At 53.0% G+C, this 20,873-nt stretch carries 18 protein-coding genes; 7 read left to right on the forward strand and 11 right to left on the reverse strand.

Translation table 11 applies throughout. The features are described 5' to 3' along the window. The first annotated feature begins 5 nt into the window (after positions 1-5). Genes DES37_RS16010 through DES37_RS16020 form a run of 3 tightly spaced genes read left to right on the forward strand, consistent with a single transcriptional unit; the run spans position 6 to position 5,892 of the window. Entirely contained in the window at positions 6-1,253 is a 1,248-nt protein-coding gene (locus tag DES37_RS16010; RefSeq protein WP_110026728.1) for a TolC family protein, read from the forward strand. Next, positions 1,250-2,779, forward strand: coding sequence for an efflux RND transporter periplasmic adaptor subunit (locus tag DES37_RS16015; protein ID WP_110026729.1), 1,530 nt, complete (start codon positions 1,250-1,252; stop codon positions 2,777-2,779). Before DES37_RS16010 ends, DES37_RS16015 begins: the two co-directional genes overlap by 4 nt. Then, positions 2,776-5,892 (forward strand): efflux RND transporter permease subunit, encoded by a 3,117-nt coding sequence (locus tag DES37_RS16020; protein WP_110026731.1) that lies wholly within the window; start codon positions 2,776-2,778, stop codon positions 5,890-5,892. The genes DES37_RS16015 and DES37_RS16020 overlap by 4 nt, the downstream gene beginning before the upstream one ends. A 192-nt stretch (positions 5,893-6,084) precedes the next feature. On the opposite strand, the gene DES37_RS16025 is transcribed toward DES37_RS16020, so the two are convergent. From DES37_RS16025 to DES37_RS16050, 6 genes are all read right to left on the reverse strand, one after another. After that, positions 6,085-6,813 carry a proteasome-type protease gene (locus tag DES37_RS16025; RefSeq protein WP_036103324.1) on the reverse strand — a complete coding sequence of 243 codons (729 nt, stop codon included), beginning with the start codon at positions 6,811-6,813 and terminating at the stop codon, positions 6,085-6,087. Between the two features lie 18 nt (positions 6,814-6,831). Further along, positions 6,832-7,653, reverse strand: coding sequence for a transglutaminase family protein (locus tag DES37_RS16030; protein ID WP_110026733.1), 822 nt, complete (start codon positions 7,651-7,653; stop codon positions 6,832-6,834). Beyond that, the gene (locus DES37_RS16035) at positions 7,650-8,579 is read right to left on the reverse strand and encodes an alpha-E domain-containing protein (protein ID WP_110026735.1); all 930 of its coding nucleotides are present in this window, start codon (positions 8,577-8,579) and stop codon (positions 7,650-7,652) included. The genes DES37_RS16030 and DES37_RS16035 overlap by 4 nt, the downstream gene beginning before the upstream one ends. Then, positions 8,573-10,012, reverse strand: a complete 1,440-nt coding sequence (locus DES37_RS16040; protein WP_110026737.1) for a circularly permuted type 2 ATP-grasp protein — start codon at positions 10,010-10,012, stop codon at positions 8,573-8,575. The genes DES37_RS16035 and DES37_RS16040 overlap by 7 nt, the downstream gene beginning before the upstream one ends. A gap of 188 nt (positions 10,013-10,200) precedes the next feature. Further along, positions 10,201-11,115 carry a LysR family transcriptional regulator gene (locus DES37_RS16045; protein WP_110026825.1) on the reverse strand — a complete coding sequence of 305 codons (915 nt, stop codon included), beginning with the start codon at positions 11,113-11,115 and terminating at the stop codon, positions 10,201-10,203. A gap of 28 nt (positions 11,116-11,143) precedes the next feature. Beyond that, positions 11,144-11,419 carry a hypothetical protein gene (locus DES37_RS16050; RefSeq protein ID WP_036103312.1) on the reverse strand — a complete coding sequence of 92 codons (276 nt, stop codon included), beginning with the start codon at positions 11,417-11,419 and terminating at the stop codon, positions 11,144-11,146. Positions 11,420-11,572: 153 nt separating this feature from the next. Here DES37_RS16050 and DES37_RS16055 point away from each other — a divergent pair, with 153 nt between their 5' ends. The 4 genes from DES37_RS16055 (at position 11,573) to DES37_RS16070 (ending at position 15,577) form a co-directional block, all read left to right on the forward strand. After that, positions 11,573-12,253 (forward strand): nucleoside recognition domain-containing protein, encoded by a 681-nt coding sequence (locus DES37_RS16055; RefSeq protein WP_036103308.1) that lies wholly within the window; start codon positions 11,573-11,575, stop codon positions 12,251-12,253. Further along, positions 12,246-12,713 carry a YjiG family protein gene (locus DES37_RS16060; protein ID WP_036103306.1) on the forward strand — a complete coding sequence of 156 codons (468 nt, stop codon included), beginning with the start codon at positions 12,246-12,248 and terminating at the stop codon, positions 12,711-12,713. Before DES37_RS16055 ends, DES37_RS16060 begins: the two co-directional genes overlap by 8 nt. 68 nt (positions 12,714-12,781) lie before the next feature. Then, complete coding sequence (locus DES37_RS16065; protein ID WP_110026738.1) at positions 12,782-13,888, forward strand: amidohydrolase; 1,107 nt, start codon at positions 12,782-12,784, stop codon at positions 13,886-13,888. Between the two features lie 237 nt (positions 13,889-14,125). Then, positions 14,126-15,577, forward strand: a complete 1,452-nt coding sequence (locus tag DES37_RS16070) for an MFS transporter (RefSeq protein WP_036103532.1) — start codon at positions 14,126-14,128, stop codon at positions 15,575-15,577. A gap of 32 nt (positions 15,578-15,609) precedes the next feature. Here DES37_RS16070 and DES37_RS16075 read toward each other — a convergent pair whose 3' ends face one another. The 5 genes from DES37_RS16075 to DES37_RS16090 all read right to left on the reverse strand — a co-directional run bounded on the left by DES37_RS16075 (position 15,610) and on the right by DES37_RS16090 (position 20,864). After that, complete coding sequence (locus DES37_RS16075; protein ID WP_110026826.1) at positions 15,610-16,581, reverse strand: nickel/cobalt transporter; 972 nt, start codon at positions 16,579-16,581, stop codon at positions 15,610-15,612. A 109-nt stretch (positions 16,582-16,690) separates the two neighbouring features. Beyond that, a complete protein-coding gene (locus DES37_RS16080) occupies positions 16,691-18,763 on the reverse strand; it encodes a peptidase domain-containing ABC transporter (RefSeq protein ID WP_170123781.1) in 2,073 nt (690 codons plus the stop codon). 16 nt (positions 18,764-18,779) lie between these two features. Continuing rightward, a complete protein-coding gene (locus DES37_RS25660; protein WP_170123782.1) occupies positions 18,780-19,721 on the reverse strand; it encodes a hypothetical protein in 942 nt (313 codons plus the stop codon). A 158-nt stretch (positions 19,722-19,879) separates the two neighbouring features. Further along, positions 19,880-20,599 carry an SDR family oxidoreductase gene (locus tag DES37_RS16085; protein ID WP_110026741.1) on the reverse strand — a complete coding sequence of 240 codons (720 nt, stop codon included), beginning with the start codon at positions 20,597-20,599 and terminating at the stop codon, positions 19,880-19,882. Between the two features lies 1 nt (position 20,600). After that, positions 20,601-20,864 (reverse strand): acyl carrier protein, encoded by a 264-nt coding sequence (locus DES37_RS16090; protein ID WP_110026743.1) that lies wholly within the window; start codon positions 20,862-20,864, stop codon positions 20,601-20,603. Between the last annotated feature and the right edge of the window lie 9 nt (positions 20,865-20,873).

Here is a 20,873-nt window from a genome sequence, read left to right on the forward strand (position 1 = left end):
TCACAATGAAAAGACCATGGAAAATGGCGGCCTGCGGGCTGCCTGTCCTGCTGTGGCTGTCTGCCGCGCAGGCAACCACTCTGGAAGCATCGTTGCAGGCGGCTCAGGCCTGGTCGGCTGGCCTGTCGGCCAATGCACACCAGGTAAATGCGCTGGAAAATATGGCTGTTTCGGCAGGCCAGTTGCCCGACCCAAAACTACTGGTAGGGATTGATAACGTGCCGGTGCAGGGCAATAACAGCCACCGTCTTACCCGTGAAGGCATGACGATGGAGAAAATTGGCATCAGCCAAACCTGGGTAAGCGGCACTAAACGCCAGCGCAAAGTAGACACTCTGCAGGCGCAGGCGCGTGAAGTTGAATCAGGCAAAGGGGTGATACTCGCACAGCTACAACGCGATACCGCCCAGGCCTGGCTCACACTGGCGATTGCCCGGAAAACGCTGGCGGCCATTGATGAACAGTTGGCGGAAACCCAACGCCAGGTGGCAGTACAAAAAGCCTCAGTTGCCAGTGGCAGTGCCCAACCCGACAGTGCAGTGGATATTAGCCTGGCGGTGAATGAGATGCTGAACCTGCAGGACAATGCCCGCCGGGATATTCAGGTTGCACAGGCGCGCCTGATGCAACTGACCGGTGAAGAGATAACGCAAACCAGTGGCCCTTTCCCGCGTATTGAGCGTTTGCCTGCTTCGGCCGCAGTGTTGCTGGAAGCTGTGCAACAGCATCCGGAAATTATCCAGGCGGCCCGGGCGGCCGATGTCGCAAAAGCGCGTTCACAGCAATCTGCAGTAGCCGCGCAACCGGATGTCGGTGTGCAAGTCTATTATGGGCGCCGTGGCGATGGTATGGATGACCTGGCCGGTGTTCAATTGTCGGTGGATTTGCCGCTGTTTCAGGGGACGCGGCAGGATAAAGACTATTCAGCGGATCTCTCCCGTGCCATGGAGGCAAAAGACCAGTTGACGTTACTGGTGCGCGAACATAAGGCGCAACTGAACGCACTGATTGCGCAGTACCAGTCTGCACAGGCGATTTACCAACGCCAGCGCGACACGGTATTGCCATTATTGCAGGCCAAATACCGGCTGACAGAAGCGCAGTATCGTGCCGGAAACAGCACACTGACCGCATTGCTGGCCGCAAGGCGCGCACAACTTAACGGCAACGTCGCCCTCAGTAATAACCAACAAGCCATGGCAACAGCCTGGGCCGCCATCCGCTACCTCACCGTGCAGGACTCACCACAATGAAACCGCAATTACGTCGTATTAGCCTGATGGCGCTTTGTGCCATTGTTTTAATCTCTGCCGGGTGGTTTGCCGGTAAACACAGTAGCGGGGACACCGCTAACACAACCAATCAACCCGCAGCACCCGGTGCTGGCGGTGAGCGCAAAGTGTTGTACTGGTATGACCCAATGACGCCGGGCACCCGGTTTGATAAACCCGGCAAATCGCCGTTTATGGATATGGACCTGGTACCACGCTATGCCGATGAAGAAGGGCAACCGGACGGTGTGCAGGTCAGCGCCCGGCAGCAACAGAACCTCGGTGTACGTACTGCCGACGTCACGAAACGGGTTATGGAAGCCCGCCTGGATGGCTATGGCACGGTGGCCGTGAACGAGCGCACCCGGGTAACGGTGCCTGCACTTGCCAGCGGCCTGGTGGAAAAACTGTATGTGAATGCACCGCAGCAATTTGTGCACAAAGGTGAAGCCCTGGCACAGTTGTGGATCCCGCAATGGGCAGCGGCGCAGCAGGAGTATCTGGCTGTCAGAGCATTGGGCGATGCAGCATTAAACCACGCGGCGCGTGAACGCCTTGCGCTGCTATTTATGCCAGAAGAGATAATCCGCCAGGTGGAACGTACCGGTAAGCCACAAACCCGGGTAACGGTGCGCGCTTCCCAGGCCGGTTATATTAACCAGTTAGATGTGCGTGAAGGCGCGCAAGTCTCCGCCACTCAGGCATTGTTTGATGTCGCGGCGCTGAACTCCGTCTGGGCTGTGCTGGATTACCCGCAAAACCAGGCCGCACAGGTTCATACCGGTAGTGAAGTAACCGCCACCACTCAGGCCTGGCCGGGCAAAGTATTCCAGGGCAAGGTCACCGAGGTGCTACCAAACCTGGATGCCAACACCCGCACCCTGAAAGCGCGCGTCACACTTGATAACCCCGACCAGCAACTGCGCCCCGGTATGTACCTGCACATGGCGTTAACCCCGGCTTCTCAACAGGCTCCTGTACTGGCGATTCCGGAAGAAGCGCTGATCACCACTGGCAGCCAAAACCGGGTCTTGCTGGCTGAAAAAGACGGCTATTTCTCACCGCAGGCTGTCACGCTCGGTGAGCATGCTCAGGGCTTTGTCGAAGTGAAATCAGGGCTTAAGGAAGGCCAGCGCATTGTGGTCTCCGGGCAATTCTTGATTGATTCAGAAGCCAGCCTGCGTAGCGCGTTACCGCAAATGGCAGACAACACACCGGGCAATACAGCCACAGAAACCTCTACACACACAGCGGCAAATGCACCAGCGGCTGTTTCTGCGAATGGCGAGGTAGTCGCGCTGGTTGACGGCGCTGTCACCATTTCTCATGAAGCGATTCCTGCCCTGAAATGGCCACCTATGACCATGGACTTTGCGGCAACCCCGCAACAACAGCAGGGGCTGAAAATTGGCGACCATGTGATGTTCTCATTCACCATGACTGAAGATGGCGCACGCCTTGAATCCATCATGAACATGCCCGCCGACGGGCATAAGGCTCAACGATGATTGCCGCAATAATTCGCTGGTCTTTACGTAACCGCCTGTTGGTTTTGCTGGCGGCGGTAATGATGGCAGCCTGGGGCGTCTGGGCAGTAAAAAATGCGCCACTCGATGCGCTGCCAGATTTGTCAGACACCCAGGTGATTGTGCGGGTCAGTTACCCCGGCAAAGCGCCACAAATTGTTGAAGACCAGGTCACTTACCCACTGACCACTACCATGCTATCGGTGCCTGGAGCCAAAACCGTGCGTGGGTATTCCATGTTTGGCGATGCCTATGTGTATATCCTGTTCGATGACGGTACAGACCCATATTGGGCACGCTCCCGTGTGCTGGAGTATTTAAGCCAGGTGCAGTCGAGCCTGCCGCCGGAAGCCCGTGCCTCGCTTGGGCCGGACGCCACTGGTGTGGGTTGGGTATATGAATATGTACTGGCCGACAAAACCGGCAAACACAGCCTGGGGGATTTACGCGCCATTCAGGACTGGATCCTGAAATATGAACTGAAAACAGTCCCTAATGTTTCGGAAGTTGCCAGTGTGGGCGGTATGGTGAAGCAGTACCAGATTGTGCTGAACCCGGACCGCATGCGGGCACTGAATGTTACCCACCAGCAAGTAGCGGACGCGGTGAAAAGTGCCAACCAGGAGGGGAGTGGCGCAGTGGTCGAAATGGGTGAGGCCGAATATATGGTGCGCACCTCCGGCTACCTGAAAAACCTGCAAGACTTTGCGCATGTTGTGATTACCAGCCGTAACGGCGTGCCGGTCATGCTGTCTGATGTGGCAACAATTCGGCGCGGCCCGGAATTGCGGCGCAGTGTGGCAGAGCTTAATGGCGAAGGCGAGGTAACCGGCGGCATTATCATTATGCGCTCGGGTAAAAACGCCCTTGCCACCATCGATGCCGTGAAAACCCGGCTTGCCGAAGTCAAACGCAGTTTGCCAGCAGGCGTTGAAATTGTCCCGGTTTATGACCGCTCGTTACTGATTAAGCACTCCGTTGAAACTCTGACCCACAAACTGATTGAAGAGTTTATTGTGGTGGCACTGGTCTGCGCGCTGTTCCTGTTTCATTTCCGTTCGGCGCTGGTGGCAATGATTAGTTTGCCACTGGGTATCCTGGGGGCGTTTATCGTCATGCATTACCAGGGTGTCAGCGCCAATATTATGTCGCTGGGCGGGATAGCCATTGCCATTGGTGCCATGGTGGATGCGGCTATCGTCATGATAGAGAACATGCACAAAGGGCTGGAACGATGGCGCCATGAACACCCCGGGCAAACACCCCAAGGTAATGACTACTGGCATGTTGCCGGGCAGAGTGCGGCAGAAGTGGGCCCGGCACTGTTTTGCAGCCTGCTGATTATTACCTTGTCTTTTATTCCGGTGTTCACGCTGGAAGCCCAGGAAGGGAAAATGTTCTCGCCGCTGGCCTTCACCAAAACCTGGTCTATGGCGGTGGCTGCGGGGTTGGGGATCACCCTGGTTCCGGTGCTGATGGGCTATTTTATTCGCGGGAAAATTCCTGATGAGCAGGCCAACCCGGTTAACCGTATGCTGATTCGGGGTTATGAGCCACTGCTGGCCTGGGTACTGGCGCGGCCAAAAACCACACTGGCACTGGCGGGGGTATTGTTGGTGGCGACACTGTGGCCGTTATCTCGCCTGGGCAGTGAATTTATGCCTGCGCTGGACGAAGGCGATTTGCTGTATATGCCTTCAACTCTGCCGGGGATTTCGGCTCAGGAAGCCGGGCGCCTGCTACAACTGACGGACCGGATGATTAAAACCGTGCCTGAAGTGGAGACGGTATTCGGCAAAGTGGGGCGGGCCGATACCGCAACCGACCCGGCGCCGTTAACCATGCTGGAAACCACCATTCACTTTAAGCCCAAAGATCAGTGGCGCCCGGGCATGACCATGAAAAAGCTGATTAATGAGCTGGATAAAACGGTGCAGGTACCGGGTATCGCGAACGTTTGGGTACCGCCAATTCGCAACCGGCTGGATATGCTCTCTACCGGGATCAAGAGCCCGGTCGGCATCAAGGTGAATGGCGATAACCTGGCGCAACTGGAACAGGTCGCTGAACAGATTGAACGTGTGGTGAAAACAGTACCCGGCGTGACATCGGCACTGGCAGAACGCCTGGATGGCGGGCGTTATATCAATATTGATATCGACCGTGCCGCCGCTGCCCGCTATGGCGTTTCAGTGCGGGAGTTACAGTCGGTGGTATCGAGCCTGGTGGGCGGGGAAAACATTGGAGAAACCCTCGAAGGGCGTGAACGCTACCCCATCAGCATTCGCTACCCGCGGGAGATGCGTGATTCGGTACAGAAAATACGGGATTTGCCGGTGGTCACTGCATCAGGCGCACAGGTTGCGTTGTCTCAACTGGCTTCAGTGTCAGTGAGTGAAGGCCCGGCCATGCTGAAAAGTGAAAATGCCCGTTTATCTGACTGGGTGTATGTGGATATTCGCGGCCGGGATTTGCGCTCAGCTGTACTGGCGATGCAGCAGGCTGTTAACCAGCAAGTTCAGTTGCCGCAAGGTGTGTCGTTAACCTGGTCCGGGCAGTTTGAGTATATGTCCCGTGCGGCGGAGAAACTGAAAGTGGTATTGCCTGTGACACTGGTGATTATTTTCGTTCTGCTGTACCTGACATTCCAGCAAGTTAAAGATGCGCTGTTAATTATGGGCACACTGCCATTTTCCCTGATTGGCGGGGTGTGGCTACTGTATTTACTGGGGTACAACTTGTCGGTAGCTACGGCGGTGGGCTTTATTGCGCTGGCCGGGGTGGCGGCAGAGTTCGGGGTGATTATGGTGCTCTACCTGAACCATGCCATTCAGCACCAGCGCAAAGAAGGGCCGCTAACGCGCCACCAGTTACTGGCGGGGATCCACGAAGGGGCAGTATTACGTGTCCGGCCCAAAGTGATGACTGTCGCCACGATCATGGCAGGTTTACTGCCCATTATGTGGGGTGGTGGTACGGGTTCTGAAGTGATGCAGCGCATTGCCGCGCCTATGATTGGCGGCATGATCACCGCACCGTTATTGTCGATGCTGGTGATCCCGGCGGTGTATTTGCTCTCGCACCGTAAAGGTTGAGGTTTCAGCGCGCCAGGGAAGGCACGGCAGATTGATGAAAAAGAAGGAAAAGCATGATTTTTCCTTCTTTTTAGTTAGCGGACGAAAATCAATGAATTGATTTTCCTGGTTTTTTATTGGGTCACATCCTCTGGCACTGTGCTGGCATGAGGTTTGTCATCAGCCTCGCGCGCCTTTGAAGGCGCGGCTTACTTAAAGTGCAAATGGCGGTAACTGGCGGAAGGTGTTTTGCAACCCTTCCGACCAGGCTTTGCGTATAGTGGAAAACCAGGGATCATCCTCGGTGATACGCCGTTGCCCACTGGCATCAAAACTATTGGCACGGTAAAGCATGACATCCAGCGGCATGCCCACCGAAAGGTTACTGCGCAACGTAGAATCTATCGACACCAGCGCACAGCACATTGCCTGCTCCAGCGGTGTATCCTGGCGCAGCACCCGGTCAATAATCGGTTTGCCGTACTTGCTTTCGCCTATCTGGAAATAGGGCGTGTCCTGGGTCGCTTCTATGAAATTGCCTTCCGGGTAGATATGAAACAGGCGGTGGGGTTCGCCATGGATCTGCCCGCCTAACAACAGGTTACAACCAAAATTAACTGTGCTGCCACTTTGCTGTGCACGGCTGTCGCGCTGGACCACTTCCTGCAATGTTTGCCCAACTAATGTTGCGGCATCATACATGGAATGCGCCTGCATCAGGTTGGGCTCTTGCTCTGCCTGAATCCGCGCAGACAACAGGCTGATAACGCTCTGTGTGGTTGCCAGGTTACCGGCAGACTGCAACACCAGCACCCGGTCAGCATTCCGGCTGAACACATGTAATTTTTTAAACGTTGCAATATGGTCTACTCCCGCATTGGTGCGGGAGTCAGAAGCGAATACCAGCCCGTCAGACAGGCACATGGCCACACAGTAGGTCATGGAACACTCTCGTACTATTTATTGCTGTTGTTGCGCCTGCTGGGAAAACTGGCGCACTTCAGCCTCAGAAAACATAACCTCTGCGCCACCGCCCAGACGGCTGCCGCGCACCGGGCAGGCATCCAGGTAGTCCAGACCGACAGCCAGCTTCAGGTGTTGCGCCAGGCTGCGGGTATTATTGGTGATATCAAAGGCCAACCATCGGTCATCCAGCCACACTTCCACCCAGGCATGCATCGCCACGTGGTGGGTATCCTTACTGTAGACATAACCGCTGACATAGCGTGCCGGGATTTGCAGGCTACGGCAACAGGCAAGAAACACATGGCTGTGATCCTGACACACACCCATCCCTCTGTCGAAGGCTTCTGCCGCACTGTCCTGCACCTGGGTCGCCCCTGGTGAATAGGGCATTCTCTCCCGCAGCGCCGCCATCAGCGTGGTCAAACTCTCCACTGGCGCTTCGGGCTGAAAATAGTGGCTGGCAAAGGCGCGAATAGCATCATCAGCCTGAGTCAGTGGCGTACTGCGCAGGAAAACCAGTGGGGAAACCTGCGCGGGTTCGTCATCGGTTTCATTGCTCTCTTCGTTATCGGCAATATCGACTATCCCCTGAGCATGAATCACTATCTCTTTGTGGGGATTATCCAAAGTGAGTACATGCAGCACATTGCCCCAGGTATCGGTAGTGGCCACGCTGGCGCACTCCGGAAAGGTGAGCGTCCAGGCGCGAATATGCTGGTGGCCGGAGTCTTGCGGTGTCAGGCGCAAATACTGGGTACTGAATTTCACTTCTTCATCGTAGCTGTAACGGGTCAGGTGATTAATGGTGAGCTTCATACCGTCTCCAGATAAGTTTTGTGAATGCTGTCGGCAAGGGCGTTGATCCGGGTTAACAGGCCAGTCAGGTAACTTTGCATATCTGCTTTGACTAAATCCTCCAGCGTGCTGAACCGTAAATCGACATTTAACTGGTGTGCTATGCGCAGGGGTTGTTGAGAGTGCTGGTTCGCCACCAGTTCAAGCTGGCCGACAATATCTTCGATACAGGCCCGCAGTGAACGCGGTACGTCGTTGCGCAAAATCAGTAATTCCGCCACGGTTTCGCGGGTGACTGGCTGGCGATACAAGCTGTTATAGGCTTCCCGGGCGCTCACGGCGCGTAACAGGGTATCGAGCCGGTAATATTCGCGAACGGAATCCGGGTCGTTACTGATTTGCTGGTCTTTCACTAACAGGAGCTGTGTGGTTGCCAGAGCACGTTCGATAAGGGTGCCAATGCGAATAAAGCACAAAGCATCGTTACGCAGCAACGTACCAAAAATCGCGCCACGAAACAGGTGAGCGCGGTCTTTTACCCAGTCAAAAAAGGCATCGGCACCAATGCTTTCCACACCCTGCTTACGCAGTTTTTTCAACTGGATACGAGTGGTGTTAATACATTCCCACACTTCTGCCGACAGGCTGCCTCTTACTGCGTGAGCATTGTTCCATGCCAGTTCAACACAACTGCAAATACTGCTGGGGTTGTTGCTATCCATAGCAAAGAAATTCAACAGGTTATCCATAGAAAAACGGGCGTAACGTGCCTGAAACAGGTCGTGGGTCCACGACAGGTTCAGGGGTAACGCCAAATCCCGCTGTTGCTGGCTGTGGCGCGGCATCATGGAGAGTTTGTAAGTAACGTCCAGAACCCGGGCGAAACTTTCTGCCCGCTCCAGGTAACGGGCCATCCAGAACAGTTCACTGGCTGTGCGGCTTAGCATGATTCATCGTCCTCCATTACCCAGGTGTCTTTGGTTCCCCCGCCCTGAGACGAGTTCACCACCAGTGAACCTTCCGTTAGCGCGACGCGGGTTAACCCACCAGGCACCAGGCGGGTTTCCTGCCCGGACAACACAAAGGGGCGTAAATCGATATGGCGTGGTGCCAGGCCGTCGTCCACAAAGGTGGGGCAGGTGGACAGCGCAAGGGTTTCCTGGCCAATATAATTCGCCGGGTTTGCCAGCAGGCGCTCGCGGAAAGCTTCTACTTCACTGCGTGTTGCCCTGGGGCCAACTAACATGCCGTAACCGCCAGCACCATGAACTTCTTTCACCACCATCTGGTCGAGGTTGTTGAGTACGAATTTCAGGTCTTCGGGTTTGCGGCATTGCCAGGTGGGAATGTTGTTGAGAATCGGTTGTTCACCGAGGTAAAAACGGATCATTTCCGGCACATAAGGGTAGATGGATTTATCATCTGCCACACCCGTGCCAATGGCATTGGCCAGCACCACGCCGCCTGCCCGGTAAACAGAAAGCAGGCCGGGTACACCGAGCATGGAATCGGTGCGGAAGGCGAGAGGGTCAAGCCAGGCATCATCAATACGGCGGTATATCACATCCACCCGGCGCGGCCCCTCCGTGGTGCGCATATACACCGCGCCAGCTTTAATAAACAGGTCGGCGCTTTCAACCAGCTCCACCCCCATTTGCTGGGCCAGGAAACTGTGTTCAAAGTAGGCGCTGTTAAACCGCCCTGGTGTCATAACCACCACACAAGGGTCATCCACCGGTGAGCTTTCGCGCAGCGTTTGTAACAGGTAGCCGGGGTAACGCTCCACCGGGGCAATATGCTGGTTGGCAAACATCTCCGGGTATAACCGCATCATCATTTTGCGGTTTTCCAGCATGTAAGACACGCCAGAAGGTGTGCGCAGGTTGTCTTCCAGTACGTAATAGTTACCGTCGCTGTTGCGTACCATATCCACGCCGGTAATGTGGGCGTAAATATGGTTATGCAGGTCAATACCAATCATGCAGGGCTGGAACTGTTCATTGGCCAGCACTTGCTCGGCGGGGATTAGCCCGGCTTTGAGAATGGTTTGGTCGTGGTAGATATCATGGAGAAAAGCATTGAGCGCTTTGACGCGCTGGCGAATGCCCTGGTCGAGTTTTTTCCATTCATCGGCGGGAATAATGCGCGGTACGCTGTCAAAAGGGATTAACCGTTCCGTTCCTTCATCTTCACCATAGACATTAAAGGTAATGCCGATGCGGTGAAACAGCAGTTCTGCCTGCTCTTTTTTCTGGTGAATGGCAGTTTGGTCGGTATTCTGAAACCATTGCCACCAGCCGTCATAGTGTTGGCGTTGCTTTCCTTCTGCCGTCAACATTTCATCGTAATACACGCCATCCGGTACGGTTATTTTTATCATTACACGCTCCAGTTATTACGTAATCAGGAATAACTGAAAGTGACTACGCACAAACCGTGCCATAGTATTTATCTTATTGATTATTATATTTTTATTGGCAGTATCTTCTCCTGGGTATTGATTTTTGTTAAGACAGGCATGTCTCGTGTTGCTTTGTTGTGGTGCAAAAAAATAACAATTGTTGTGAGTCAGGCCGGAAGTGCGCTTTCCGCATCGTTAAATGCATTGAGTAATAAACGCCACATATGGTGCGCGGCCGGGGTAAAGCGGCGGTCAGAGTTGCGCAGCAAATGGCACTGGGCGCTACTGGCGATGGGGTGGTCCACCGGGATGGCAACCAGTTTCCCTTGCTCAATCAGTGCGCTGGCGGCAAAGCGGCTCATAAATGAAATCCCTAAACCTGCCTGGCTCATCCCTTTGGCGGTAGAGAACAGGTTACAACGGTATGCCGGGGAAAAGGTCAGCCCTTTGCTCTGGAACATGGCATTCATATGGCGCTGCAGGCCAAAGCTTTCCGTCAGTGCAATTAACCGCTGCTCTGCCAGTTGTTCAATAGTGACCCGCTCAAGGCAGGCCAGCTCATGGCCCGGTGCCATTACTGCGCAGATTGGCCCCCAACGGAAACTGTGGCGCTTCAGCTCCGGGCTGCCAATGGGCCCAAAGGCGACAGCCATATCCGCTTCACCCTGGACAATATCGTTCAGCATTTCCTGCATACTGGCGACACTGATTTCCACAAACACCTGTGGCCAGGACTCGGCAAACTGGGTCATCACCTCATGAATAAACACATTAATCAGCCCGCCACCAATCCGCACGGAAACAGACCCACCGCGCATATGGCGCAAATCCCGTAAGTGGTTTTCCAGCTTTTCCCGGCGCTGGCGGCTTTCAAAATAGTCTTCTGCAAGCAGTTTCCCGGCTTCAGTGAGAATAACTGTACGGCCGCGACGTTCCAGAAGCGGGAGTTGCAGGCGGCGTTCGAGCTGACTAATTTGCCGGCTGATAACAGAAGGATTCACGCCAAGAATATCTGCAGCGCGGCGGATTCCACCCTGAATACCAACTTCATACAGATAACTTACCTGCTTTTCATGGAACATATCCGGGCCTTTCATGATTGACTGTTGCTTACAGAGCAACAATATCATCCATTAACTGGCATTCATATTCCTGTCTGGCTTCGTAATAATCGAATTTATGGTCTTGTGATGTTTTTTTGTTCAAACGGTGGATGCCATGAAACAGTAAAACAGAATTGCACCAAACCAGGGCGTTTATCCGGATTCGGTTATTCTGTTCAGCGGCACTTGCCGGGAAATAATAAGTTTTACTCGCTACAACACCAGGGAACTCTTTATAAAATAAAGAGTGGGGAGCTTGCATGCTAAATAAACACATTGGCATGGGGTTTCCGTATAAAAAATAAAAACAATAGTTAAAAAACACCAAACAGGCACACATCCTGCTTATATCGGGGTAGTGTTAAAATAAAAAAGCCTGCAAACACAACTGACATAACATCCAATACGTTCCGGAGCTTTGAGAAGAGAAATTAATATGAGCGAAAATAAAACCCTGGAAAATCCATCAGGAGAAGCACACAGCGAATGGAAAGTTGGCCCTGGAGCCTGGCTGTCGCTGATTATTGTATTGCTGGTTTTCTCCGGCTTTTTTTATAAAGTGGACGGGATGAACTGGTTGGGCGCCTTTGATTTTACCACGCTGGGCGGTAAGTTTGGCACCATGAAGTCGGAAGCGAATACCTTTCTTGGTAGCGGTGGCATAAGTGCTAAGGCGGGCTTCCTGTTTGCGCTGTCACTGGTGCCGACAGTCATGTTAGCGCTCGGTTTGCTGGAGATTTTCACTCACTATGGCGCTATTCGCGCTGCGCATAAACTCCTTACCCCTTTACTGAAACCTTTGTTGGGGTTACCCGGTTATACGGGGCTGGCATTAATCACGGATTTACAAAGTACCGATGCGGGTGCGGCATTAAGTAAAGAGCTTTATGACAGCGAAAGAATTACCCGTAAAGATGTGGTGATTATGGGTGCATGGCAATATTCCGGTGCTGGCTTGATTAATAACTATTTTTCTATTGGTTCAGCCATGTTTGCCTCATTAACCACACCCATAATTATTCCGCTGGTATTAATGTTTGTGATGAAATTCGTTGGCGCGGCGGTAGTGCGTCTGGCTTTGAATACCGTTTATAAGAAGGACTTCGCCAATGAGTAACTCAGTGAAAGCACCCAGTAACCCGTTTGATATTTTCGTTATTGGCGCACGTAAAGGTTTCAATATTGCCATTAATAACCTGATGCCAAATGTGCTGATGGCCTATGTCATTGCCGAAATGCTCAACTTACTGGGTGTGATGCAGATGATAGGCCATGTGTGTGCGCCACTGATGGGGTTGTTTGGGCTGCCCGGCGAGGCGATTACTGTCCTGTTAACGGCCTGGTTGTCTTCTTCGGCAGGGACAGGTGTGGCGGTCAGCCTGTTAAGTAAAGGCACGCTGGATGCCGGGCAAATCACCATTCTGGCACCGGCTATCTTCCTGATGGGGTCCCAGCTTCAGTATATGGGGCGCCTGCTGGGTGTTGCGGACGTGCCGAAAAAATACTGGCCGTTATTGATGGTGGTAAGTATTGCCAACGCATTGATAGCCATGCTGTTTATGCGCGCATTTTCCTGAGTTTGTGTTGTTAAGGGCTGCCAGGAAAAGCCGCAGCCCGCACCTGCAATAATCAAAAGGAGTAAGACGTGTCCCGTACAATTGAGCATTTCAGGGTATTGCATGAAATTCCTGAACTGGGTTTTGAAGAACACCAAACTTCCGCATACATTGCGGAAAAACTGGAAGCGGCTGGCTACCAGGTTACCCGCCATGTGAATGGCACCACAGGGATTGTCGCCGAACTGGACAGCGGTGAACCAGGCCCGGTTCTGGCATTGCGCGCAGATATGGATGCGCTGGGCCATATTATTGATGGCCAGCATGTTGCCCGCCACACCTGTGGGCATGATGGGCACTCATCAGTGGTACTGACTACCGCGCAGGAAGTGATTCAGCAAGGGCTGGTAAAAAAAGGCCGGTTAAAATTTTTGTTTCAGCCTGCGGAAGAGCTGGGTACCGGGGCGCTGGCGCTGGTTGATGCGGGCGTGCTGGATGACGTGGATATGCTGCTGGGCTTCCACTTGCGGCCAATTGAAGAATGCCCGATGGGCAAAGCTGTTCCGGCGATGTACTACTCTGCGTCTTCTACTATTGAAGCCGTATTTACCGGTAAAGCAGCTCATGCAGCACGCCCGCACTTAGGGATTAACGCGCTGGATGCTGCTGCTAATGCTGTGCAGGCAGTTAATGGTATTCATTTATCGCCTTCACTGACTTTCAGCGTGAAAGCCACACGTTTTCTCAGTGATGCCGGTGTAACCAACTCGATTCCTGCAGAGGCCCGGGTTTGCTGGGATCTGCGTTCGGCAGATAACGAAGGCATGACCGAGCTGAAAGCTCAGGTGGAACGGGCGATTGCTCACAGTGCGCAGGCCTTTGGCGCAACCGTGGCAACCACTATTCTCAAAGAGATGCCTGCTGCGGTTATCGACGATGACGCCACCGCACTGGTTAGCGAAGCCATCCGTGAAGTGCTGGGCGATGAAGGCCTGACTGAGCCGAAAACTACACCAGGCAGCGAAGACTTCTTCCATTATCTGGTACAGCGCCCGGCCATTAAAGGCGGGTTCTGGGGATTGGGAGCCAACCTGAAGCCGGGTTTGCATCACCCGGATATGCACTTTGACCGCAGTGCGCTGGATATTGGCGTGGATGTCTTCAAGGCCTGTGTGCGCCGGGTTCTGGGAGCATAATCAATCAGTTTTAAAAGAAGCTACCTGTTACGGTGGTTTCTCTGCTCTAAAAAAGCAGTGTCCGCGCCAGCCACTGCTTTTTTTACCTTACTGCTTCTCAAAATGTGTTAATTCTTTCTTGTTGATTAAGACAGTATCTCCCCTGAGAACAGGCATTTCTGTAATTCATTCTGGTATAACATGTAATTAATTTATCATACCAATAGCCAGATGGGGCCAGGCAAAGGGGAAGCCACAATGGCAATTTCTGATTCTTCGACCGACAACAGCACGCAACCGGAAAAAAAACGTCGGGCGATTTCTGGCCTCGCATTGTTAGTGGCCAGCGCATTCTTCATGGAGTTTCTCGACGGCACGGTTATCGCCACTGCGTTGCCCGATATGGCAAAAGCCTTTGGGGTGACCGCAGTAGATTTAAATATTGGTATCAGCGCCTACCTTTTGACACTGGCGGTACTGATCCCGGCCAGTGGCTGGGTGGCAGAGCGGTTTGGCGCCCGTACGGTGTTCAGCACCGCGCTGCTGATTTTTACCCTCTCTTCTCTGATTTGCGGGTTAACGCAAAACGTCACTGAGTTTGTGGTGATGCGTATTATCCAGGGGATTGGCGGAGCCATGATGGTGCCGGTTGGCAGGTTGGTGGTATTACGCACCACACCCAAAGATCAACTGATTACCGCCATTGCCACTCTTACCTGGCCGGCATTAGTTGCGCCTATTTTGGGGCCGCCCATTGGCGGCTTTATTACCACTTACGCCAGCTGGCACTGGATTTTCTTTCTCAATGTTCCTTTTGGGCTGGCAGCGATTGCCTGTTCATTAAAGATGATGAGCAACCAGAAACCGGTGGAGAAACAGCCATTCGATACCCAGGGTTTTTTCTCCGTGGGCCTGTCAATGCTGTGCCTGGTTGCCGGGCTGGAAGTGTTCAGCCAGCAAAATGAAAATCCCTGGTACGGGGCCGGGTTACTGGTAATGGGGCTGGTGTTTCTCGCCTGGGCGGTACGCCATTTATTGCGCAGCTCAGCCCCACTGGTACAACTGCGCACGCTACGTGTGCCGTCGTTTCGTGTCACCATGCGTGGCGGTTTTGTACTGCGGGCGACTATCAGTTCCGCGCCCTTTATGTTGCCGTTGATGTTCCAGGTTGGGTTTGGCATGGATGCCTTTCACGCCGGTTCGCTGGTGCTGGCCGTGTTTGCCGGTAACCTGGCTATGAAACCCGCCACCACGCCACTGATTCGCTATTTTGGGTTTCGAAAACTGTTGCTGGGCAATGGGGTGTTGTGTGTCCTGTCGCTGCTGGTTTGTGCGCTGTTAACCCCTGATTCGCCGCGTATTCTCACCCTGGTGATGCTGTTCTGGGGCGGGCTCAGCCGCTCAATGCAATTTACTGGCATCAGTTCGCTGGCATTTGCTGAAGTACCAGCCCAGGAAATGAGTGGGGCAAACACCCTGTTCAGTACCTCTTTGCAACTGGCGAGTGGGCTGGGTGTTACGCTGGGTGCACTGAGTATTCGTGCGGGAAGCCTGCTGACATCCTGGTTGCCAGAAAATGTTGCACACCAACCGGGGATGGCGTTTCGCCTGGGCTTTGTGGTGATTGGCGTGCTCACTGCCATTGGCTTATGGGATATCACCCGCCTGGCACCGGACGCCGGAATTAATGTGTCACAAAAGAAAAAATAACCTGTGGCGGGCAGCCCAGGCCCGCCACAACATTAACACCCGGCAGCAATATAATCGCCATTGGCACTGACGGGAATAACCGTTAAAAACAGTACCGTGGCGAACAGCACCAGTATTATTCCACCCAGCACCCGGATACAGGGCAACAGCCACTGGCGGCTGGCGGTATTGCCACCAAACATTGCCAGTGTTTTCTCCCGTGCGTAGCGCACTGCCAGAGAGAGCCCCATAATGGATAAACCGGTACCCAGCGCCATGGTCATGACCGCGGCAATTCCCCAGGTCACAATGCCCAGTGCGTTGGCGAACATCAGGATCATAATGGCTCCGCTACAAGGGCGGGCACCGATAGTAAACATCACACCCAGCCGGGTTTTCCAACTGGCCTGAGCCAGTGGCACGGCAGAAATATGGTGATGTGCGCAGCCACAGCTTTCATGGTGTGTGTGGGCTGTAGCAAGGGCAGGCTGGATACGCCGAATAGTTAGCTTGCGGGGTTGCAGGCTTTTCAGTGCCTGGAAAATCACCCACAGACCGAACAGGCCAATAAATACCGCGCTGATTTTCTCAATATACCAGCGGCTTTCGCTCAGCGAGCCAGATGCCAGGTTAAACCCTACCGCCAGAATAAACACAAACAGAATCGCGCTGACTCCCTGTAACAGGCTGCCAACAAACGGGACAATCCGCGTGATTGCTGTGTTTTCCTGGTGGGTGGTAATCCAGGTGGTGACGATAAATTTGCCATGCCCCGGGCCAATGGCGTGCAGCACACCGTACATAAATGAACCCACCAGAAGCCATATCCCGCCTGAATACTGGTGATTATTCAGTTGCAGCAAGTACATCACCAGGTAGCGGTGAAGCGAGATTTGCACAGCCAGGCACCATTGCAAAAATGCGCCCCAGTGAGCGTGCAGTAAAATCGCCGCAGTAAGCACTGCCAACGCCAGTAAGGGGAGCGCGGTATAGCGGGTGGCGCGGGAAAGTGAGTGTGTCACCATAACTGTTCTCCGGTTTAGTGCAGAGAGTATGGCGTAATAACGTGTTGGCAGGCAGTTTTTTATCGCCAGCCTCAGTAAATTCATAATTTTGCCTGAGGCTGGCGTTGTATCAATATTGTTGGGCAGCAGACAGGCGGCCATCACTGACCTGTAAAACCTGGTCAAAGTTAGCCAGCGCTGAGTTGTCATGGGTAGCAATCAGCAGTGTTTTATCACTACTCAGTAAGGTGCTGAACATCAGCTCAGCAGATGTAGCATCAAGATTGGCTGTGGGTTCATCCAGCAGCAGAATGGGTTTCGCAGATAACAGCGCACGGCATACCATCAGGCGCTGTAACTGGCCCGAGGAAAATAAGGTGTTACTGGATGACATGCGAGTGGCTAAACCGCAGGGCAGGGCATCAATGACAGCCAGTAACCCCAGTTGTTCGAGCAGTGCCCGACAGGTGTTTTCATCGGCCTGGTTACCGCTGTACCAGACAAGGTTCTCATAGAGTGTACCTTCGAAAATCAGTGGCTCCTGAGGCAGATAGTACATGTTGGCATACAGCGTATTTAACGCGGAGGTGTCCACCGGAGTGTTATCCAGGTAAAACGTACCGCGTTTGGTGGGATACAAACCAGCCATAACTTTCAGGAGTGTGCTTTTACCGCTACCGGATACCCCGGTAAGAGCCACCTTATCCCCTTTGTTGACCGCCAGTGCCACATTATCCAAAACCGGTTGCCGGGCATCGTAGCCAAAAGCAAGATTATGTATCTGGAACCCGGTGGTGAAACTGGCTGGTGCTGCGGTATCGTCTATCTCCTGATAATTGAGCATGTCTTTGATGCGCTCATCCGCTACTTTTTGCAGTTTCAGCGCCACACACGCCTGATAAAATTGTGAGACGTTGTCCAGCGCTATTTTGCGAAAGAAATAGAATGCAATTACCGTGGTGTAAGCCAGACCCAGATTATTGATACTGTAAAAGGCTATCCACAGGAACAGTACGGTATCAATATTACCCAGAATAGAAAAACAGGTGGTCTGGCGTAAATCGACCAGGCTCAGCTTCTCAAAATACCCCAATGTGTAGCGGTGTATATCGTTATAGCGCACCACCATTTTTTCCCGCAGGTCTCCCGCGCGGATAGCCAGCACACCTTTAATGGCCTCCAGCGTGAATGACTCCATAATGGCACCGCTTTCTTCAAGCTGCTGGGTCAGGTTCTTTTTTATATGGGCGAAGTAATAACTGGCAATGCCATAAATGAACATGGTGGCCAGGGAGAACAACATCAGCCAAATATGGAGCACAGCCATGATTGCCAGAGTGACAACAGCAATAAATAACGCACAGTATTTGCCATTCAGTGTTTGTTCACGCTGTAATATCGTGCTGTTAATTGACGAAAATCGTTGCCTGATATCTCCCAGTGGGCGCTTTTCAAAGTAGTCGGTGTTTTTTTTGAATAGCTTGCCAAAAATATAAGGGCTGTATTTTTGTGCGGCGTTTAACGCAGCGTAAAGCCCCCAACGGCCAAGAGAGTATTGTAGTAGTGAGACAAAACCAAACAGCGCCAAAATTCCCAGAAATACGCTGTTACCACCCTGTTGTTCTATAAGGGTATGGTTGCCAGCCACAGAAGCGAATAATATGGGCAGTACAAAACCAAATAATGCCAGAACAACACCACCACCACACCGCTTTACCATGCCAGGAAATTTCAGCGTGCTCAGCCAGCTTTGTGAGGGAGCGATCGCGCCACTGGTTGCTGTGTTGTGGTATACGCATTCTTCCAGAATCACTGCATAGCCGGTGGCAGAGGCTGCCAGCTCTTCTCCGGATAACATAAAGCAACCTGTTGCCGGGTTAAGCACCTGGAAATATTTCCCATGGCGGCTGTAGACGTAGACATAATGGTTGCCACCATAATGCAAAATACAGGGAACCGGGAGCTTATTGATATCCTGCACATTGAAAGTGACCGGCCACGCAGTATGCCCATAATCACCAAGAATATTCACCAGTGTGGCCAGTGAAGCGCCTGCCTGTGAAACTGGCCAGCGCTGGCGTAACCCGGCCAGTGAAGTGGTTGTTCCCAGAGTATTTAATAACATGGTGATGCAGGCCAGGCCGCATTCAGCAATTTCTCCCTGAAATACCATCTCAGGGGCATGCAGCTTTTTTTTCTTCATCGATTTGTCCTGGCAATTAAGAATGGAAATAGAAAAATGAGGTGTAATGCCAGAGCAGCCATTCGTGGCTGTATTTCTGTATGGCATGTTCAATAATGGCGGGCAGTTTTCCGTGAAGTTCGCGGTATGCCGTGTAATCCAGAATATCCACGTCCAGTTCATTTTGTCCGTTGATAAACAGGCAATAAAACAGCACCGGGTGTTTCACGACCCGGCTGAAAGTCGCAAGGCCTGTATGGATGGCGGCTGTTTTGCCAAATAACATCATGGTCTGGGTGCTCATCGCGCGCCCTGCCAGGCGAGTGGTGCATTCTGGTAAGGCATCGGGGAAAATGACCAGGCTGGTTTGTTGATCGAGCAACCTCTCGACCAGACTGGCCAGCGTGGTTCCGTTATCACCCTGTAACTTACCCGGGTCAAATTGCTCCAGAGCCAGGCCAAAAGTGTTGTTTTGCTGAGTGTGGACAGATGAGCCAATATCATCATGGACTGACACCACCGTAATGGGTTTCCCGGTGACAAACCCGGGTAGTGCCCCGGCCAGTACATCTGACACTGTGTGCATCGGTGCAAAAATAGGGAGGCAGGGCAACGCCTGGCCATCAATAAACTGGCGAATTTTGCTGGCACATTGGGCCAGTTGCTTCATCAATGCCGGGTTGCCATAAACCAGGCTGTTGCGCAGTACTTTCTGGCGTATTATGCAATCGCGGTAGCGGGTGGGGTTTGCCCGCCCTAAAATATGGCGATGCGTTTGCTCAAACCCCTGATGGCATGGTCCTTTGGCAGCCACCATGGCTGGCATAAAACGGGTAAACCGGATAATTACACGGTAATCCAGGTGGGAAAATAGCCACTTTCGCCAGTCAGCCTTCCGTTTAACGGATGCCCACAGGCGCGTGGTGGTGTGCCGGGTTGTACTGGCAGCCAACATGAGCCAGCGCTCAAATAAGGTCACTTTATTTCTCTCTTTTTCATTCCATTGACCAGGCTGGCCTGATGCCACTGGCGGAGTGTGGCATCAATGCCCCGTATACCCCAGGACAGAACCAGCCTGTACTCCCGCGTAGTCTTCCACCGGGATAACCGCATTGTGCTGAATATCACTCTGCAACTTCAGGCGCTCATACCGCCATCCAGCACTAGCGTCTGCCCGGTCATATACTGACTGTCATCGCTAATCATGAAGCGGGCTACGCGGGCGACTTCTTCCGCAGAGCCAGCCCGGCGCAAAGGAATACCGGCGAGCAGTTGTTTCATCGCTTGTGGGGGAAGGGCTCGGGTCATCTCGCTGTCAATGACACCGGGAGCCAGGCAATTTACCCGAATCCCAAAACGAGCGACTTCCAGCGCCAGAGATTTTGCCAGACCGACCAGTGCGGCTTTACTGGCACCATAGGCACTTTGCCCTATATTGCCTTTGAGGCCACTGACAGAAGACATCAGCAGGATGGCTCCCTGCCTTTCAGCCATCATTGCGGGGATCAGGTGCCGGTTCCAGTAGAAAATGGCATTCAGGTTGGTTTCCATTACCTGGCGCCATTGCTCACCTGACTGGCGGATATGCAGGTTATCCATGGTTATCCCGGCGTTGTGAATAATGGCAGCAGGCGCACCATATTTTGCCAGTAATTCCGGAGCCAGAGCATCAACAGCAGGCTGATGGCTGCCATCACAAGCAACATACTTGACCCAGTGTTTTCCGGTTGGTGGATTACCCGGTGGATTGCCCCGGCGGGATGTCGCGATAACCGGGGCGCAGGACAACATTTCTGTGACCAGTGCATGCCCAATCCCCCGGTTGCCGCCGGTAATTAACACCCATGAACTGGACATATTACGCTGTACCTCCGGTATTTGGAGCATCTGCGACCAGTTGGCACAGCGTTGCCAGTGACATATCTGGTGATGCAGCAATGGTGTCTATATTGATATTTTTCTTGAAGTCGCGTTTGGCAAGGACCATTAACTCCACATAATCCAGGCTATCGAGTTGCAATGCACTCAGTGTGGTTTCCGGGTGGATCTGCTCAATCTCCATATCTTTGGCATCAGCAATAGTGGCGCGTATAGCGGTATACAGCTGGGTTGTCATTTCCATTTTTATCAA

It is taken from the genome of Mangrovibacter plantisponsor, assembly GCF_003182475.1.
GTDB classification, from domain to species: Bacteria; Pseudomonadota; Gammaproteobacteria; order Enterobacterales; family Enterobacteriaceae; genus Mangrovibacter; species Mangrovibacter plantisponsor.

Bases quoted from the DNA above. Each gene is read 5' to 3' on its own strand.
- DES37_RS16010 (WP_110026728.1), top strand. From the start codon at position 6: ATGAAAAGACCATGGAAAATGGCGGCCTGCGGGCTGCCTGTCCTGCTG.
- DES37_RS16050 (WP_036103312.1), bottom strand. From the start codon at position 11,419: ATGCCAATGTGTTTATTTAGCATGCAAGCTCCCCACTCTTTATTTTAT.
- DES37_RS16085 (WP_110026741.1), bottom strand. From the start codon at position 20,599: ATGTCCAGTTCATGGGTGTTAATTACCGGCGGCAACCGGGGGATTGGG.
- DES37_RS16035 (WP_110026735.1), bottom strand. From the start codon at position 8,579: ATGCTAAGCCGCACAGCCAGTGAACTGTTCTGGATGGCCCGTTACCTG.
- DES37_RS16020 (WP_110026731.1), top strand. From the start codon at position 2,776: ATGATTGCCGCAATAATTCGCTGGTCTTTACGTAACCGCCTGTTGGTT.
- DES37_RS16070 (WP_036103532.1), top strand. From the start codon at position 14,126: ATGGCAATTTCTGATTCTTCGACCGACAACAGCACGCAACCGGAAAAA.
- DES37_RS16030 (WP_110026733.1), bottom strand. From the start codon at position 7,653: ATGAAGCTCACCATTAATCACCTGACCCGTTACAGCTACGATGAAGAA.
- DES37_RS16060 (WP_036103306.1), top strand. From the start codon at position 12,246: ATGAGTAACTCAGTGAAAGCACCCAGTAACCCGTTTGATATTTTCGTT.
- DES37_RS16090 (WP_110026743.1), bottom strand. From the start codon at position 20,864: ATGGAAATGACAACCCAGCTGTATACCGCTATACGCGCCACTATTGCT.
- DES37_RS16080 (WP_170123781.1), bottom strand. From the start codon at position 18,763: ATGAAGAAAAAAAAGCTGCATGCCCCTGAGATGGTATTTCAGGGAGAA.
- DES37_RS16015 (WP_110026729.1), top strand. From the start codon at position 1,250: ATGAAACCGCAATTACGTCGTATTAGCCTGATGGCGCTTTGTGCCATT.
- DES37_RS16040 (WP_110026737.1), bottom strand. From the start codon at position 10,012: ATGATAAAAATAACCGTACCGGATGGCGTGTATTACGATGAAATGTTG.
- DES37_RS16025 (WP_036103324.1), bottom strand. From the start codon at position 6,813: ATGACCTACTGTGTGGCCATGTGCCTGTCTGACGGGCTGGTATTCGCT.
- DES37_RS16075 (WP_110026826.1), bottom strand. From the start codon at position 16,581: ATGGTGACACACTCACTTTCCCGCGCCACCCGCTATACCGCGCTCCCC.
- DES37_RS16045 (WP_110026825.1), bottom strand. From the start codon at position 11,115: ATGTTCCATGAAAAGCAGGTAAGTTATCTGTATGAAGTTGGTATTCAG.
- DES37_RS16055 (WP_036103308.1), top strand. From the start codon at position 11,573: ATGAGCGAAAATAAAACCCTGGAAAATCCATCAGGAGAAGCACACAGC.